The organism is Streptomyces sp. NPDC017993, from assembly GCF_044328065.1.
In the GTDB taxonomy this organism is placed as follows: domain Bacteria; phylum Actinomycetota; class Actinomycetes; order Streptomycetales; family Streptomycetaceae; genus Streptomyces.
The window spans coordinates 618,870-634,546 of sequence record NZ_JBIRGO010000001.1 but is presented as its reverse complement, the minus strand read 5'-3'; the positions used below and the strand labels follow the sequence as shown (position 1 = coordinate 634,546).

The following is a 15,677-nucleotide window of genomic DNA, read 5'->3' as shown; positions in this document are numbered from 1 at the left end:
GAACGATCCGTTTCGCGGTTCACGAGCGCACTCCTGATCCCGGTCCCGATGCCGCACCGGCTCCCGTACTCGCCAATTCCCTCGTCCGGCCGCCCACTTCAGGGGCGGCGGCGCCGCTGCCGCCCTCGCTCCCCTCGGCCCCGCGGCCCGGCCGCGCCCGTCTCCGCCGCCGCAGCACCCAGCCGCAGCCCGCCGTCAGGGCCAGCGCCGCTCCGGCCGCCGGGGTCCACGGGACGGCCGTGTAGGTCGCCGCGCCGGTGGCCCGCGCCCCGCCGCCCGCCGTCACGCCGAGGCGCACGTCCACCGCGTCCAACGCCGGCGGATCACGCCAGATCTCGGTGCGCGCGAGGCGCCGGCCGGGCGGCAGCTCGACGGGCAGTGCGCGTGCCGCGCGGCGCAGTTCCGTTCCGAGGAGACCGTCCGCGCGCACCGCGAGCCGTGGCGTGAGCACCGTGTTGCCGCGGTTGACCAGCGTGTATCCGATGACCGCGGCGCTCCCCCGCCGGGTCACCGACACGTCCTCCACGCTCAGCGCGGACAGCGCGGGACCGGTCACCCGCAGATGGATCCGCACCGTCCTGTGCCGCCCGCCGCTCGTCGCGACGAGCGCCGCGGGGTGGTCGCCGGGGAGCGCGTCGCGGGGCACGGTCACCGTGAAGGGGACGCTCGCCCGGGTACGCGCCGGGATGTCGACCCGTTCGGCGGCCGGCGCGATCCAGGACCCCGCACCCGAGCCGTGTCCGGCGCCGCGCACCGCGAGGGCCCCGCTGCCGGCGGGGCCGAGTGCCCTGCCTCGGAGCTGGACGGTGACGGGCCGGCCGGTGGGGTTGCTGAGGGAGAGCCGGTCGGTCATGACGGTCCCCGGCGCGCCCTCCAGGTAGAAGAAGGGGCGGTCCTGCGCGCCGGGCCGTGCCCCGCTGCCGGGCGCGGGCGCGGCGGACCAGCCCGGCGCGGACGGAGCGGCCCTGGGCGCCGCGGCCGGTGCGGCGGGCGTCCGGGCGACGGCCGCGGCAGGGCACAGCAGCACGGCGGCGGTCGCGAGGACCGCGCCCGTGACCACTGCGCGGGTACGGAACGGCATCGGCGGCTCCTGGCGTACGGAGAGCGGGGTGCGGGTGTGCGGGCGGGCGGGCTGCGCCGCGGCGGTCGGCTCGGGCCTACCGGGCTCGGGATCCGCAGCCCTTCAGCCTTCCCGCGTCAGGTCCGCTGTTGACGGCGGGTCAGCCAGAGCACCCCGGCCGCGCCCGCCAGCAGCACGGTGCCGCCAAGGGTGCCCAGGGCGACGGCGGAGTCCGCGGGGCCGGTCTGCGGCAGCTCCCCACCGGAGGAGCCCGCGGAGCCGCCACTGCTGCTGCCGCCCGCGCCGCCGGAGCCCTTGACGTCCAGGCTGAGCGAGGGCTTGGGGCTGTTGCTCGGCGTGCAGGTGGTGGTGGTGCCGAGGGCCTTGATGGTGAGCGTGGAGGCGGTGAAGGTGACCTTGCCGCTGCCCTTCGGCGTATAGGTGCCGCTCAAGTCGCTGATCTTTATGGGGGTGTTGGCCGGTATCGCCTTGTCGTTGGCGGGCCCGGAGACCGGGACCGTGCCGCTCTCCGCACCGCCCAGCTTGATCAGCGCGCTCGGCTTCATCGCGCCCTTGCCCAGCTCGACGGGGCTGGAGGAGACCCCCTTCTGGAAGGACATGACGAGCTTGTACGCGCTGCCGCTCGGTGTGCCCTTGATATCGATGGGCGAGACCGCGCCCTTGTTGCCGATCGGCGTTTTGCACTGGTAGTTGACGTCGACGACCTCGGCGTGCGCGGCCGGCGCGGTGAGCATCACCGCGGACCCCGCCGTCATGGCCACGGCCGCGGCCAGGCCGGCCGTCCGGCGCGGGCGGCCGCGGTGCTGTGCGTGGAAGCGGGCCACTGTGAGTTCCCCTTCTCCCGGAGAGCGCGCCGCCGGATTTACTGACGGCACATCAGATTGGGCGCTCAAGGTACGCCGGGGACCTTGTCGAGGGAAGGCACAGTGCAGCCCCGATCGCACCGGGCGGGCGACGGCGGGGAGATTAGGGTCCGAACACGCCAAAGCGCGGGCCCGCAGGCCCGCTCTTCACTCTCGGGTTCGCGCCCCGTCAGGCAGCGGGTCCGGCGAGCTCCGCCCAGACCGTCTTGCCCGAGCCCGTGGGGTTGCGTACGACGCCCCAGTCCAGGCACAGCCGCTGCACGATGAACATGCCGTGGCCCCCCGGTCGCCCCGGACGGTGCGGGCTGCGGGGCTCCGGCGAGCCCGCGCCGAGGTCGCTGACCTCCAGCCGCAGCATCTTCGAGGTGCAGCGCAGTCGCAGCTCCTCGGGCCCTTCGGCATGCAGGCAGGCGTTGGTGACCAGCTCGGAGACGACCAGCAGCACGTCCTCGGCGGCGGCCCGCTGATCGGCGTTGGCGGCCGGGAGCCAGCCCCAGTCGTGCAGCGCCTGGCGGGCGAAGTCGCGGCCACGCGCCACGGCCCCTCGGGTGCCCGCAAGACGCAGCCGACGGACCTGACCCACCGGGGCGGCGGCCGGGGCGGCGGCAGAGGCGCCGGCGCCACCCGCTTCCGGGCCGAGATCGCCCGGCGGGTACGGCCGGGTGGTGCTCATCAGCGCTTCACCTCACCGATTCGCCTGTTCACGGAAAACAGAAACTGACTGATTCAACGGATTCAGATGTCTCCTGCCCGACCGGACCGTGAGAACACCCACTTCTTGGGTACGGAAGTTGTGACACGGACTACGTGCCCGGAACGCAACCTTCCGGACACCCCCGCCACGGTCAGTCGGACAGTGCCGCGTCGAGCGATTCGTGCACGGTGAAGACCGCGTCCGCGCCCGTGATCTCGAAGACCCGGGCGACCACCGGCTGCATCCCCACCAGGTGCACACCACCGCCGGCGGCCTCCGCCTTCAGGCGGGCGCCCAGCAGTACGTTGAGTCCGGTGGAGTCCATGAACTCAAGGGGTGAGCAATCGATCACCAGGCGTGCGTAGCCGTCGTCCACGCAGCCTTCCAGTGACTCACGCAACAGATCTGCGGTGTGGTGATCGAGCTCACCCGCGACGGTCACGACCGCGCTGGCGCCGTCATGTCGGATCACGACGTGCAGCCGGCCCCGGCTTGCACTGTCGACCGTCCCGCGGTCCATGCGAGCGCACCTCTCTTGCTGTCTCGGCGATGGGTTTGCTTACGACTGAACTGGTCGAACCCTACGCCCTCACCGGACGCACGGGTAGCCGAACAATCCTCATATAGCGCGAAATACGGGCAACACGCACTTGCCATCTTCAGGTAAACCCAGGTAGGCAAGAACAGTCACGTTCGAAACGGCCGGCTTTGGAGGCGCCGCACACCCACGCTCCGCGTAGAGCCATCGGCAGCCATATGCCGAGAACCATGGAGGACACCATGTCACCCCGGATCGACGAATTGCGCACCGAAGACACCCGGCAGCACGCGTCGTCGACACCCCCGTCCGACCCGACCGGTCAGATCCCTTCCCAGCCGATGCCAGCTGAATCAGAACTGGTGGAAATCGCTGAGATCGACGGTCTGCCCGTGATCCCGCCGTACGACGAGGTGGGTCCGGTGGACGCGAGGGCACTGTCCAAGACCCTCTTCGAGCGGCTGGAGTCGCTGGAGGAAGGCACGCACGAATTCGCGTACGTCCGTAACACCCTGGTCGAGCTCAACCTCGCCCTGGTGAAGTTCGCGGCCTCCCGGTTCCGCTCCCGCAGCGAGCCCATGGAGGACATCGTCCAGGTCGGCACGATCGGCCTCATCAAGGCGATAGACCGCTTCGAACTCAGCCGTGGCGTCGAGTTCCCGACGTTCGCGATGCCGACCATCGTCGGCGAGATCAAGCGCTTCTTCCGCGACACCAGCTGGTCGGTGCGCGTACCGAGGCGTTTGCAGGAACTCCGTCTGGACCTCGCCAAGGCGGGCGACGAGCTGGCACAGAAGCTCGACCGCGCCCCCACGGTCCAGGAACTCGCCGACCGCCTGGACATCACCCGGGACGAGGTCGTCGAGGGGATGGCCGCGAGCAACGCGTACACCGCGAGCTCGCTGGACGCCCAGCCCGAGGAGGACGACAACGAAGGCGCCCTGGCGGACCGCATCGGCTACGACGACCACGGCCTCGAGGGCATCGAGTACGTCGAGTCGCTCAAGCCGCTGATCGCCGAGCTGCCGGCGCGCGACCGCAAGATCCTCTCGCTGCGGTTCGTCGCGAACATGACGCAGTCGGAGATCGGCGAGGAGCTGAACATCTCGCAGATGCACGTCTCCCGGCTGCTGTCCCGCACGCTGGGGCGGCTCCGCAAGGGGCTGATGGTCGACGAGTGACGGTCCGCGGTCACTGCCGGTCCGCCGACCGACAGCCGCCCGCGCAGAGGAGGGCCTGCCCCGAGCGGTACTCGGGACGGGCCCTCCTCTGCTGCTCGGGGGGAGGGGCCGGGGCTGCCGGACAGCCTCCGGGGCCGCTGGCGGGCGCTCTCGCGTCCTGGAGCGGCGTGGGCCGTGGAGAAAGCCCGCACGGCCCTACCCGGCCGTGAGAGCCGCTCAGAGGGCGCTCTGAGCGTGCGGCGGCGTCCTCGCGGTCCGGGACCACCCGCAGAGTCCCGCCCTGCCCGCTCCTAGAGGCGGACTCCCTTGTGCCAGACGTCCGAGACGAGCGGTACCCCGGGCCGGTAGGCGAGGTGGACGTGGGAGGGCGCGTCGAGCAGGGCGAGGTCGGCGCGAGCGCCTGGGGTGATCCGGCCCACGTCCGTACGACGCAGTGCGCGGGCGCCGCCCTCGGTCGCCGACCACAGGGCCTCGTCCGGCGTCATCCTCATGTCGCGGACGGCCAGCGCGATGCAGAACGCCATGGAGCTGGTGAAGGACGAGCCGGGGTTGCAGTCCGTGGACAGCGCGACGGTGGCGCCCGCGTCGAGCAGCGGACGCGCGTCGGGCCACTTCGCGCGGGTGGAGAACTCGGCGCCCGGCAGGAGCGTGGCGACCGTTTCGGACTGCGCGAGGGCGTCGATGTCCGCGGCGGAGAGATGGGTGCAGTGGTCGGCGGAGGCCGCGCCCAGTTCGACGGCGAGCTGCACGCCGGGGCCGTGACCGAGCTGGTTGGCGTGCACGCGCGGCAGCAGGCCCCTGGCCTTGCCCGCGGTGAGGATGGCCCGCGCCTGGTCGCCGTCGAAGGCGCCCTTCTCGCAGAAGACGTCGACCCAGCGGGCGTGCGGGGCGCAGGCGTCCAGCATCGGGCCGGTGACGAGGTCGACGTAGGCCGCCGGGTCGTCGGCGTGCTCGGGCGGCACGATGTGGGCGCCGAGGAAGGTGACCTCATCGGTGTGCGCCGCGGCGATGCGCAGCGCCCTGGCCTCGTCCTCGACGGTGAGCCCGTAGCCGGACTTGGTCTCCTGGGTGGTGGTGCCCTGGCGGAGCCCTTCGGCGAGGTAGCGGGCGACGTTGGCGTGCAGGGCCTCTTCGGTGGCGGCGCGGGTGGCCGCGACCGTGGTGCGGATGCCGCCGGCGGAGTAGGCGCGCCCGGACATCCGGGCGTTGAACTCCGCGGTGCGGTCGCCGCCGAAGACGAGGTGGGAGTGGGAGTCGACGAAGCCGGGGATGCCCGCGCGGCCGGCCGCGTCGACGGCGTTGTCGGTGGCGGGTGCTTTGCTGGACGTACCGACCCAGGCGATGCGGTCACCGTCGATGACGACGGCCGCGTCCTGGATCAGACCGAGGGGGCCTTCACCGAGGGAGGGGTCGTTGGTGACGAGCTGGGCGATGTGGGTGATGGCGGTGGTCGGCGTGGAGTTCGTCGTCATCGCGGGGGTGTTCTCCTTGAGCGGGGTGGGGCCCGTCAGCCGCTCACTGCGGCGATGGATGCGGCGAGGGCGGCGGGCACGTCGGGCAGCAGCGTGTGCGCACCGTCCCGGACGATCTGCCTTCCGCCGACGATCGTGTGACGTACGTCCGCCGCGGAGGCGGCGAATACTGCCGTCTCGGCGCCGAGTCGGGGCGGCGGTCCGGCGGTGCGTACGGAGTCCAGCGCGATCGTGGTGAGGTCGGCGAGCGCGCCGGTCTCGATGGCGCCCGCGTCGTCCCAGCCCAGGGCCGCGTGACCGTCGGCGGTCGCGGCCCGCAGCAGCGCGGCGGCCGTCCAGTGCCCGCGGGTGCGGCTGCGCAGCCGCTCGTCGAGCTCCATCGCGCGGGCCTCTTCGAGCAGGTCGATGACGGCGTGGCTGTCGCTGCCGAGGGAGAGCGGGCTGCCGTGGCCCTGGAGCCCGGTGGCCGGGCCGATGCCGTCGGCGAGGTCGCGTTCGGTGGTCGGGCACATGCACACGCCGGTGCCGGCCCCGCCGAGCAGGGCGATGTCCTGGTCGGTGAGATGGGTGGCGTGCACCGCCGTGGTGCGTGGGCCCAGGGCGCCGTGGTCGGCGAGCAGTTGGGTGGGCGTGCGGCCGTGCGCGTCGTGGCAGGCGTCGTTCTCCGCGGTCTGCTCCGAGAGATGGACGTGCAGGGGCGCCCGCCGCTCCTGCGCCCAGTGGGCGACGGTGCTCAGCTGGTCGGCGGGGACGGCGCGTACGGAGTGGATGGCGGCGCCGATGCGGGCGTGGTCGCGGCCGTCCTTGAGCGCGTCGGCGCGCTGGGCCCAGGCGTCGGCGCTGCCGTCGGAGAAGCGCAGCTGGTGCTGCTCGGGCGGGGCGCCGAATCCTGCGGACAGATAGGCGGTGTCGAGGAGGGTGATGCGGATGCCGGCGTCGGCGGCGGCCGCGATCAGCGCCTCCCCCATCGCGTTGGGGTCGTCGTAGCGGGTGCCGCCGGGCGCGTGGTGGAGGTAGTGGAATTCGCCGACGCAGGTGATGCCGGCCAGCGCCATCTCGGCGTAGACGGCGCGCGCGAGGGCGTAGTAGGTCTCCGGGGTGAGGCGCGCGGCGACCTTGTACATGACCTCGCGCCAGGTCCAGAAGGTGCCGGAGCCCACCTGCACGGTGCCGCGCAGGGCGCGGTGGAAGGCGTGGCTGTGGGCGTTGGCGAGGCCGGGCAGGGTCAGGCCGCGCAGCGTGACGGCGCCGGGCGGCGGGTCGCCGGCTCCGGTGCGTACGGCCGCGATGCGCCCGTCCCGCACGTCCACGGTGACGCCCGGCTCGACATGCGTGCCGAGCCAGGCGTGTTCGAGCCAGTACGTCGTCGGTGTTGCCTGCGGCGTCAGCGGCACGCCAGCCCCTCCAGTACGTCGGCGAGTGCGGTGACCCCGGTGACGCAGTCGTTCTCCTCCGCCGCTTCCGCGGGTGAGTGCGAGACGCCGGTGGGGTTGCGGACGAACAGCATGGCGGTGGGGACGGTTCCGGACAAAATACCGGCGTCGTGGCCCGCGCCGGTGCCGAGCACGGGCACCGGGCGATCCCCCGCCTTGCCCAGGATCGCGGCCAGCTCGTCCCGCAGGGCGTGCTGGAACTCCACCACGGGGGTGAACGATTCGCGCACGACGCGGAGCTCCACACCGTCGCGGGCGGCACGCTCGCTCGCCGCCCGTTCGATCCCGGTGATGACGGTGTCCAGGGTGTCCTGGTCGGCGGCGCGGGAGTCCAGCCAGCCGCGGACGAGCGAGGGGATGGCGTTGACCCCGTTCGGCTCCACGCTGATCTTCCCGAAGGTGGCCAGGGCGCCGGCCAGCCGGGCCTGCTCGCGGGCGGCGAGCACGGTCGCGGCATAGCTGAGCATCGGGTCGCGCCGGTCGTCGAGGCGGGTGGTGCCGGCGTGGTTGGCCTCGCCGTGGAAGTCGAACCGCCAGCGGCCGTGCGGCCAGATGGCGGAGGCGATGCCGACCGGGTCACCGGAGAGGTCCAGGGCCCGGCCCTGCTCGACGTGGAGTTCGACGAAGGCGCCGATACGGGCGAGCCGTTCGGGGTCCGGGCCGATGGCCTCCGGGTCGTATCCGGCCCGCTCCATGGCCTGCGGCAGGGTGACGCCGTCGCCGTCGCGCAGCTGATGCGCCGCCTCGGCGGTCAGCGCCCCGGCCGCCAGCCGGGAGCCGACGCAGGCCAGCCCGAAGCGGGCGCCTTCCTCGTCGCCGAAGTTGACGATCGCCAGTGGCTTGGCGAAGTCCGCTCCCCTCCTGCGGAGTTCGTCCAGTGCCGCGAAGGAGGAGACGACGCCCAGCGGCCCGTCGAAGGCGCCGCCGTCCGGTACGGAGTCCAGGTGGGAGCCGGTGACGACGGCGTCGCCCGGGGCGACGTCCCGGTACGTCGTCGCACCGAGCCACGCCCACTGGTTGCCGTTGCGGTCCAGTTCGTAGGCCAGCCCGCGGGCCTCGGCCTGCGCCCTGAACCACGCGCGGCAGTCGGTGTCCGCGCCGGTCCAGGCGTAGCGGCGGTAGCCCCCGGAGGCGGAGCTGCGGCCGATGGGCCGCAGCTCCTGCCACATCTCGTGGAACGAGGCGGTCACGCGCCCCCGCCTTCGCCCTCGCGCATCGGGATGCGGACCCCGCGCTCGGCGGCCACCTCGTCAGCGCGCTCGTAGCCGGCGTCGACGTGCCGGATGACGCCCATGCCGGGGTCGTTGGTGAGCACCCGGCGGATCTTCTCGCCGGCCAGCGGGGTGCCGTCGGCGACGGTCACCTGACCGGCGTGGATCGAACGGCCCATGCCGACGCCGCCGCCGTGGTGCAGCGAGACCCAGGAGGCGCCGGAGGCGACGTTGACCATGGCGTTGAGCAGCGGCCAGTCGGCGATGGCGTCGGAGCCGTCCTTCATGGCCTCGGTCTCGCGGTACGGCGAGGCCACCGAGCCGCAGTCGAGGTGGTCGCGGCCGATGGCCAGCGGCGCGCGCAGGGTGCCGTCGGCGACCATCTCGTTGAACCGCTCGCCCGCCTTGTCGCGCTCGCCGTAGCCGAGCCAGCAGATCCGGGCGGGCAGGCCCTGGAAGTGCACCCGCTCGCCGGCCAGCTTGATCCAGCGGGCCAGCGACTCGTTCTCCGGGAAGAGGTCGAGGATGGCCTTGTCGGTGGCGGCGATGTCGCGGGCGTCGCCGGACAGCGCGGCCCAGCGGAACGGCCCCTTGCCCTCGGCGAACAGCGGCCGGATGTAGGCGGGCACGAAGCCGGGGAAGGCGAAGGCGCGCTCGTATCCGGCGAGTTGGGCCTCACCACGGATGGAGTTGCCGTAGTCGAAGACCTCGGCGCCGGCGTCCATGAAGCCGACCATGGCCTCGACGTGCCGGGCCATGGACTCGCGGGCCCGCTGGGTGAAGTCGGCGGGCTTCTCCGCGGCGTAGGCGGCCATGTCGTCGAAGTCGATCCCGACCGGCAGGTAGGCCAGCGGGTCGTGGGCGCTGGTCTGGTCGGTGACGATGTCGATCGGCGCGCCCTCGGCCAGCATCTGCGGCAGCAGCTCCGCGGCGTTGCCGAGCAGCCCGATGGAGAGCGGCTTGCGCTGGTCACGGGCCTCGACGGCGAGCTGGAGGGCGTGCTGGAGGCTGTCCGCCCGCACGTCCAGGTAGCGGTGCTCGATCCGGCGCTCGATGGCGCGCGGGTCGACGTCGATGCAGATCGCGACACCGTCGTTCATGGTGACGGCGAGCGGCTGGGCGCCGCCCATGCCGCCGAGTCCTGCGGTGAGGGTGACCGTCCCGGCGAGGGTGCCGTTGAACTTCTTGGCCGCGACGGCCGCGAAGGTCTCATAGGTGCCCTGGAGGATGCCCTGGGTGCCGATGTAGATCCACGAGCCCGCGGTCATCTGCCCGTACATGGTCAGGCCGAGGGCCTCCAGACGCCGGAACTCCTCCCAGTTGGCCCAGTCGCCGACCAGGTTGGAGTTGGCGATGAGCACCCGCGGCGCCCACTCGTGCGTCTGCATGACGCCGACCGGCCGGCCGGACTGGACGAGCATGGTCTCGTCCTGCTTGAGCGTGGTGAGCGTGCGCACCATCGCGTCGAAGGAGCGCCAGTCACGGGCGGCCTTGCCCGTTCCGCCGTAGACGACGAGCTGGTCGGGGTGCTCCGCCACCTCCGGGTCGAGGTTGTTCTGCAGCATCCGCAGCGCGGCTTCCTGCTGCCATCCCCGAGCACTCAGCTCCGTACCGCGCGGTGCCCGCACGGGTCGCGGTCCCGACATGGGCCCTGCCTCCCTGCCATCGAATGGATTGAGCTATTCACATCTTGGAGTTACTGAATACCTCTAGTCAACAGGGCGCGGTGACCTGTTCCACCCGGGATGCACGAACCGGCCAGGCGCCACCACGCCGCGCATCACCCCACCGATCCCCCGGAAGTTGACTTGCCTACTGGGAAAGTTGGCGCTACTTTCCCAGTAGGCAAGTTAAAACGGGGAACCGTCTTGGGGAGGCGATGGCCATGACCACACCGGTGGATGCCGAACAGGCATGGAAGGACCTGCAGCGCATCCGGGTGCCGCAGGAGCGGGTGTACGACGAGATGGAGCGCTGTGCGTCCGGCGGACCCGGCGCCACGTACGCCACGGCGGCGATCATGTGGGTCTTCCTCGCGAGCATCGGCCTGGACCTGCCCAAGTGGGGCTTCTGGCTGGTACTCGCCGGTTACGTCACGGTCCTCCTCTGGCTCGCGGTCGTCTTCAACCGCAGGTCCCGTATGCGGCTGCACCGCTCGCGCCACACCTGGCGGTCGCTGGCACCGTTCCTCGCAGGAGCCGTGACGACGGGCGGCACGATCCTGCTCTCCGGCCATCTGGTCGAGTCGATGGGACTGCCGTTCGGCAGCCTGATCCAGGCCACCGTCTCCGCCGCCGTCTTCGTGCTGTTCACCGGGCCGGCGAACCGCTGGTCGGCCAACTCGCTGCGCGGTGTCGCCGCGGAGCGCGCGAAGGCGGACCGATGAGCACCCCCAGCGGCTTCGACGAACTGATCCACCCCGCCACCAGACTGTCCGTGGTGGCACTCCTCGCGGCGACCGAATGGGCCGACTTCCCGTTCATCCGCGAGAGCCTCTCGCTCAGCGACTCCGCGCTCTCCAAGCAGCTGCACACCTTGGAAGAGGCCGGCTACCTGGAGATCCACAAAGAGGGCGGCGGCCGCAAACGGCGGACCAGGGTGCGGCTGACCGACCACGGCCGGACCGCATTCGAAGGTCACGTGGCAGCGCTCCGGGCGATCGTCGAAGGCGCGGGCCCGGACCGTAAGGCCACCCCGTCCGCCGAGACCGTCCAGGCCGTCCAGGCCGTCGAGTCACGGCACCACGCGGAGGCGGGCCGATGACCTCGACCCGGCAGACCGCCCCCGCGCACCCCGCCGGCGGCCACCCCGGCCGCCCCGTAATCCAGGTGCGCGACGTACGGATGGCATACGGCGGCGTCGACGTCCTGCACGGCATCGACCTGGACATCCACCGCGGCGAGATCTTCGCGCTGCTCGGCCCCAACGGCGCCGGGAAGACCACCACCGTCGAGATCCTGGAGGGCTTCCGGAAGCGCTCCGCCGGGGAGGTCCTGGTCCTCGGCACCGACCCGGCGCACGGTGACGATGCCTGGCGCTCGCGGATCGGCCTGGTCCTTCAGTCCTGGCGCGACCACCGCCGCTGGCGGGTCGCCGAGCTGCTGACGCACTTCGCCGGCTACTACCCCGACCCCCGCGAGCCCGGCGCGCTGCTGGCCCTGGTCGGCCTGGACGACCAGGGCGGCAAGCGGGTCGACCAGCTGTCCGGCGGGCAGCGCAGGCGCCTGGACGTGGCCCTCGCCCTCGTCGGCCGGCCCGAACTGCTCTTCCTGGACGAGCCGACCACCGGCTTCGACCCCGAGGCGCGGCGCGACTTCCACGTCCTGATCGAACGGCTCGCCCGCGACGAAGGCGTCACGGTCCTGCTCACCACCCACGACCTGGTGGAGGCCGAGCGTCTGGCCGACCGGATCGCGGTGCTGGTCAAGGGCCGCATCCGGGCCGGCGGAACGCCCGCCGAACTGGCCGCGCGGGCAGCCGCCAGGGCCGAGGTGCGCTGGACCGCGGCCGACGGAACGGCGCGCCGCGCGCGCACCGCGGACCCCTCCCGGCTCGTGTGGGACCTCCATCAGGAGACCGGCGGGCCAATCGCCGGGCTGGAGGTCCGCCGCCCGACGCTGGAGGACACCTATCTGCACATGGTGCGCCAGGAGGACGCCGGCGCGGACGGAAGCGGCGGTGCGGACGGCGGCAGCGGTACGGACGGCAGCAGCGGCGCGGGTGAGCCCGGTGACGGGGACGACCCGCCGCCGGCCGCAGGGGACGAAGACGGCTCGCGTACAAGCTCGCGTACAAGAGGGGCGGCCGAGCGCGGGAACGCGAGCGCGCCCGGCGACGGGGAAGAAGCAGCATGAGCGGGGAGGAAGCAGCATGAGGGGGACGCACATGCCCGAGGGGCCGGACGCGACAGCCCGGGCCGGGGTGGGGGACCCGGCCGACGCGGGGACCACAGGCGGCGCGGGGGTCACAGGCGGCGCGGGGGTCACAGGCGACGTGGGGACCACAGGCGGCGCGGGGGTCACAGGCGACGTGGGGGTCACGGCACACGCGGGGGCCAAGAGCGCCCCCCTGCGTTCCGGCCGCCGCCGCTACTGGCGGGCCGGGGTTCAGCGGGGTCGCATCGAGCTGCTGCATCTCCTGCGCAACCCCAAGGAGCTGAGCGGCCATCTGCTCAACGTCATCGTCGCGCTGGTACTCGCCGGCACCCTCAGCCGCGACGTGCCCGGCACGCACATCCCGATGGCGCATCTGACCGTGGCCGGCTTCGCCGCGTATCTGCTGTTCCAGATCGGCCTGGTCAACCTCCCGCAGATCCTGGTGACCGAACGGGAGGAGGGCGCCCTGCTGCGGCTGCGCGCCACGCCCGGCGGGATACCGGCCTATCTCGTCGCCAAGTCGCTGCTGGTGGTGGTGATGGCACTGGGCACCCTCGCCGTGCTGCTGGCCTCCGCCGCGCTGCTGGTGGACGGGCCGTTGCCGCATGAGCCCGTCGGCTGGCTGACCCTGCTGTGGGTCAGCGCGCTCGGCCTGCTCGCGGTCGTGCCGCTGGGCGCGGCCATCGGCGCGGTGCTGCCCAATCCACGCGAGGCACTGGCCCTGATCATGCTGCCCGTGATGGCGCTGCTCGTCACCTCGGGCGCGGTCTTCCCGCTCACCTCCCTGCCGGAGGCGGTCCAGAGGGTGGCCTCGGTCTTCCCGCTCAAGTGGATGGCGCAAGGACTGCGCTCGGCGCTGCTGCCGGACGCCGCCCGCGCCGCGGAGCCGGCCGGTTCCTGGGAGCTGCCGACGGTGGCGCTGGTGCTGACGGCCTGGGCCGTCCTCGGCTTCCTGCTCGCCGTGCCGCTGCTGCGCCGCGCCGCGCGCCGGGAGTCCGGCTCCCGGCTGACCGAACGCCACCGCAAGGCGGTCCTGAGCGGCACGCGGGCGGCGTAGCGCCCACCGCTCCCCCGCCGGCCAGGCCCCACACCCTGGCCGGCCCGTCAGGACCCGCCGACCGCACGGCACCCGATGGCGCGACGCCCCCACCCAATGATGGAGTTGCCCCATGACTGGCCCCATGACGTTCACGGACCGAGACCGCGCCGTACAGGCAGCCATCGCCCAGGGCCTGCTCGGCCCCGACGAGCCCGTGGCCGGGCTCCTGGACATCGCCGGGATCCGCCGCTCGGCGAAGGAACTCCGCGCCGCCTTCGAGGAGTTCGCCGCCCCCGGCACCCCGGTCCTGCACGCCTTCGCGGTGAAGGCCGCCTCCCTGGTGCCGGTCCTCAGGCTGCTCTCGCAGGAGGGGCTGGGCTGCGAGGTGGCCAGCCCCGGCGAGCTGGCGCTGGCCCGGGCAGCCGGGGTGCCGGCCGCGCGTACGGTCCTGGACTCCCCCGCCAAGACCCCCGCCGAGCTGCGCGAGGCGCTGGCCCTGGGGATCGCCGTCAACGCCGACAACCGCGCGGAACTGGAGCGCATCGACGCCCTGATGGCCTCGGCGCCGAGCACCGCGCCCATCGGGCTGCGGGTCAATCCGCAGGTCGGCGGCGGCACCATCGGCGCGATGAGCACCGCGACCGACACCTCCAAGTTCGGGATCGCGCTGCGCGACGAGGGCGCCCACGACTGGGTCGTCAGGTCCTGCCTCGACCGCCCCTGGCTGACGCGGCTGCACGCCCATGTGGGCTCCCAGGGCATGCCCCTGGAGCTGATGGCAGAGGGAGTCCGATCGCTGTTCGACCTCGCCGAGGAGATCAACGACAAGGCCGGCCGCCGGCAGATCGACACCCTCGACATCGGCGGCGGCCTGCCGGTCAACTTCACCTCGGACGAGGCGCGCCCGAGCTACCGCGAGTACGCGCAGCTGCTGCGCTCCACCGTCCCCGGGCTGTTCTCCGGACGCTACGGACTCGTCACCGAGTTCGGCCGCTCGCTGTTGGCCAAGCACGGCACGGTGCTCGCCCGCGTCGAGTACGCGAAGACGGCCGGCGGCCGCCCCATCGCGATCACCCACGCCGGTGCCCAGGTCGCCACCCGCACGGTCTTCGTGCCCGACGCCTGGCCGATCCGGGTCGCGGCCTACGACGGCACGGGGCTGCCCAAGCCGGGTGCGCCGGTCCCGCAGGACATCGCGGGACCGTGCTGCTTCGCCGGCGATCTGGTCGCCGAGAACCGCCCGCTGCCCCTCCTGGAGTCCGGCGACCATGCCGCCCTCCTGGACACCGGCGCCTACTACTTCTCCACCCACTTCGCCTACAACTCGCTGCCCCGGCCGGGGATCTACGGCTACGCGGCCGACCCCGGCGGCGTTCGCTTCGCGACCGTCCGCACCCCGCAGACCCTGGAGGAGCTCACCGCGGAGAGCGGCGGCGCCCACGCAAACGCCCTGCACGACCTCGGATAGGGCCGCAGCCCATACCCCCGAGCCGCTACCGCCCCCGGAGCCGCTACCGCCGCACGGCACCGGCCGGCCGACGCCGAACCGCCCGCGGCCGGTGCCCCCTTGCCGCGCGCGCCTCCCGGCGCGGCATCCCCGGCCGCCACCCCGGTCGTGAGATATCCCCCGACGTCCTTGCCCGCGGCGCCGCCCGTACCCGCGGACTCCGTGCGGACCCACAGCAGCGACTCGTGTGCCCGCTCCCAGTGGCCCAGCCACCAAGCCTTGCCCCACAGCCCGAGCGCGGCGCCCACCATGAGCAGCCCGCCGGCCGCGGGCAGGGCGAACGACGAGCCGACCGCCGTGACGAACGCGAGGAACAGCCACCGGCGGTGCGCCCGGCCTCAGACCCGCAGGGTGACCGACCGGTCCTGAAGGATGACGGCGCTGCCGGCGCGCGGGACGCCCCGGCCGCCAGACCCGCGTAACGGGCCCGCCGGGCGGCGAACACCCCGCACGCGGCGATGAGGCACAGCGCCAACCCCGCCAGTACCCCGATCCTCCGGCCGGTCAGCCCCGGCACCAGCACTCCGATGCCCGCTGCCGCCGGCCCGGACCACCACAGCCAGCCGGCCGGTGCCCACACGATGATCGCCACCCGTGCCGGCGCTATCGCTCCGCGCCCCACGTCGGACCTCCTCAAGCCGGGACGGCCGCGTCGCAGCCGAACGCGGCGTCAGTGGGCCACATCTGTATCGGCGGCGGATCGTAGCCGGGCCGGATGAGGATTTTCTGAGACTGGGCCCCGCGCTCGCGTGCCCCGCTCACACCATGAAGGGACCGCGCTCC

14 protein-coding genes and 1 pseudogene are annotated in these 15,677 nt (G+C 73.0%); 6 read left to right on the top strand and 9 right to left on the bottom strand.

All coding sequences use genetic code 11. The features are described 5' to 3' along the window. Positions 1-19: 19 nt before the first annotated feature. From ACH4FH_RS02970 to ACH4FH_RS02955, 4 genes are all read right to left on the bottom strand, one after another. Positions 20-1,081, bottom strand: coding sequence for a hypothetical protein (locus ACH4FH_RS02970; protein ID WP_398553937.1), 1,062 nt, complete (start codon positions 1,079-1,081; stop codon positions 20-22). Positions 1,082-1,197: 116 nt separating this feature from the next. Beyond that, positions 1,198-1,905 (bottom strand): LPXTG cell wall anchor domain-containing protein, encoded by a 708-nt coding sequence (locus tag ACH4FH_RS02965; RefSeq protein WP_398553936.1) that lies wholly within the window; start codon positions 1,903-1,905, stop codon positions 1,198-1,200. A 208-nt stretch (positions 1,906-2,113) separates the two neighbouring features. After that, positions 2,114-2,617, bottom strand: coding sequence for an ATP-binding protein (locus ACH4FH_RS02960; RefSeq protein WP_398553935.1), 504 nt, complete (start codon positions 2,615-2,617; stop codon positions 2,114-2,116). Between the two features lie 172 nt (positions 2,618-2,789). Next, positions 2,790-3,158, bottom strand: a complete 369-nt coding sequence (locus ACH4FH_RS02955) for an STAS domain-containing protein (RefSeq protein ID WP_398553934.1) — start codon at positions 3,156-3,158, stop codon at positions 2,790-2,792. 359 nt (positions 3,159-3,517) lie between these two features. Here ACH4FH_RS02955 and ACH4FH_RS02950 point away from each other — a divergent pair, with 359 nt between their 5' ends. After that, positions 3,518-4,357 (top strand): RNA polymerase sigma factor SigF, encoded by an 840-nt coding sequence (locus ACH4FH_RS02950; protein ID WP_398553985.1) that lies wholly within the window; start codon positions 3,518-3,520, stop codon positions 4,355-4,357. A 290-nt stretch (positions 4,358-4,647) separates the two neighbouring features. Here ACH4FH_RS02950 and hutI read toward each other — a convergent pair whose 3' ends face one another. From hutI to hutU, 4 genes are read right to left on the bottom strand one after another with little or no spacing between them, the layout of a single operon-like run. Beyond that, complete coding sequence (hutI, locus tag ACH4FH_RS02945) at positions 4,648-5,829, bottom strand: imidazolonepropionase (protein ID WP_398553933.1); 1,182 nt, start codon at positions 5,827-5,829, stop codon at positions 4,648-4,650. Between the two features lie 35 nt (positions 5,830-5,864). Then, positions 5,865-7,223, bottom strand: a complete 1,359-nt coding sequence (locus ACH4FH_RS02940; RefSeq protein WP_398553932.1) for a formimidoylglutamate deiminase — start codon at positions 7,221-7,223, stop codon at positions 5,865-5,867. After that, positions 7,214-8,452, bottom strand: a complete 1,239-nt coding sequence (locus tag ACH4FH_RS02935) for an allantoate amidohydrolase (protein ID WP_398553931.1) — start codon at positions 8,450-8,452, stop codon at positions 7,214-7,216. Before ACH4FH_RS02935 ends, ACH4FH_RS02940 begins: the two co-directional genes overlap by 10 nt. After that, positions 8,449-10,119, bottom strand: coding sequence for a urocanate hydratase (gene hutU, locus ACH4FH_RS02930; RefSeq protein WP_398553930.1), 1,671 nt, complete (start codon positions 10,117-10,119; stop codon positions 8,449-8,451). Before hutU ends, ACH4FH_RS02935 begins: the two co-directional genes overlap by 4 nt. A gap of 239 nt (positions 10,120-10,358) precedes the next feature. Between hutU and ACH4FH_RS02925 the strand changes: the two genes are divergently transcribed. The 5 genes from ACH4FH_RS02925 to ACH4FH_RS02905 all read left to right on the top strand — a co-directional run bounded on the left by ACH4FH_RS02925 (position 10,359) and on the right by ACH4FH_RS02905 (position 14,855). After that, complete coding sequence (locus ACH4FH_RS02925; RefSeq protein WP_398553929.1) at positions 10,359-10,859, top strand: hypothetical protein; 501 nt, start codon at positions 10,359-10,361, stop codon at positions 10,857-10,859. Beyond that, the gene (locus tag ACH4FH_RS02920; protein ID WP_398553928.1) at positions 10,856-11,236 is read left to right on the top strand and encodes a transcriptional regulator; all 381 of its coding nucleotides are present in this window, start codon (positions 10,856-10,858) and stop codon (positions 11,234-11,236) included. Before ACH4FH_RS02925 ends, ACH4FH_RS02920 begins: the two co-directional genes overlap by 4 nt. After that, complete coding sequence (locus tag ACH4FH_RS02915) at positions 11,233-12,327, top strand: ABC transporter ATP-binding protein (RefSeq protein ID WP_398553927.1); 1,095 nt, start codon at positions 11,233-11,235, stop codon at positions 12,325-12,327. Before ACH4FH_RS02920 ends, ACH4FH_RS02915 begins: the two co-directional genes overlap by 4 nt. 16 nt (positions 12,328-12,343) lie before the next feature. Then, complete coding sequence (locus ACH4FH_RS02910; RefSeq protein WP_398553926.1) at positions 12,344-13,405, top strand: ABC transporter permease; 1,062 nt, start codon at positions 12,344-12,346, stop codon at positions 13,403-13,405. A gap of 124 nt (positions 13,406-13,529) precedes the next feature. Next, entirely contained in the window at positions 13,530-14,855 is a 1,326-nt protein-coding gene (locus ACH4FH_RS02905) for a diaminopimelate decarboxylase (RefSeq protein ID WP_398553984.1), read from the top strand. A gap of 92 nt (positions 14,856-14,947) precedes the next feature. On the opposite strand, the pseudogene ACH4FH_RS02900 reads toward ACH4FH_RS02905, so the two are convergent. Further along, positions 14,948-15,516: pseudogene (locus tag ACH4FH_RS02900) on the bottom strand (hypothetical protein); the annotation flags it as partial. Between the last annotated feature and the right edge of the window lie 161 nt (positions 15,517-15,677).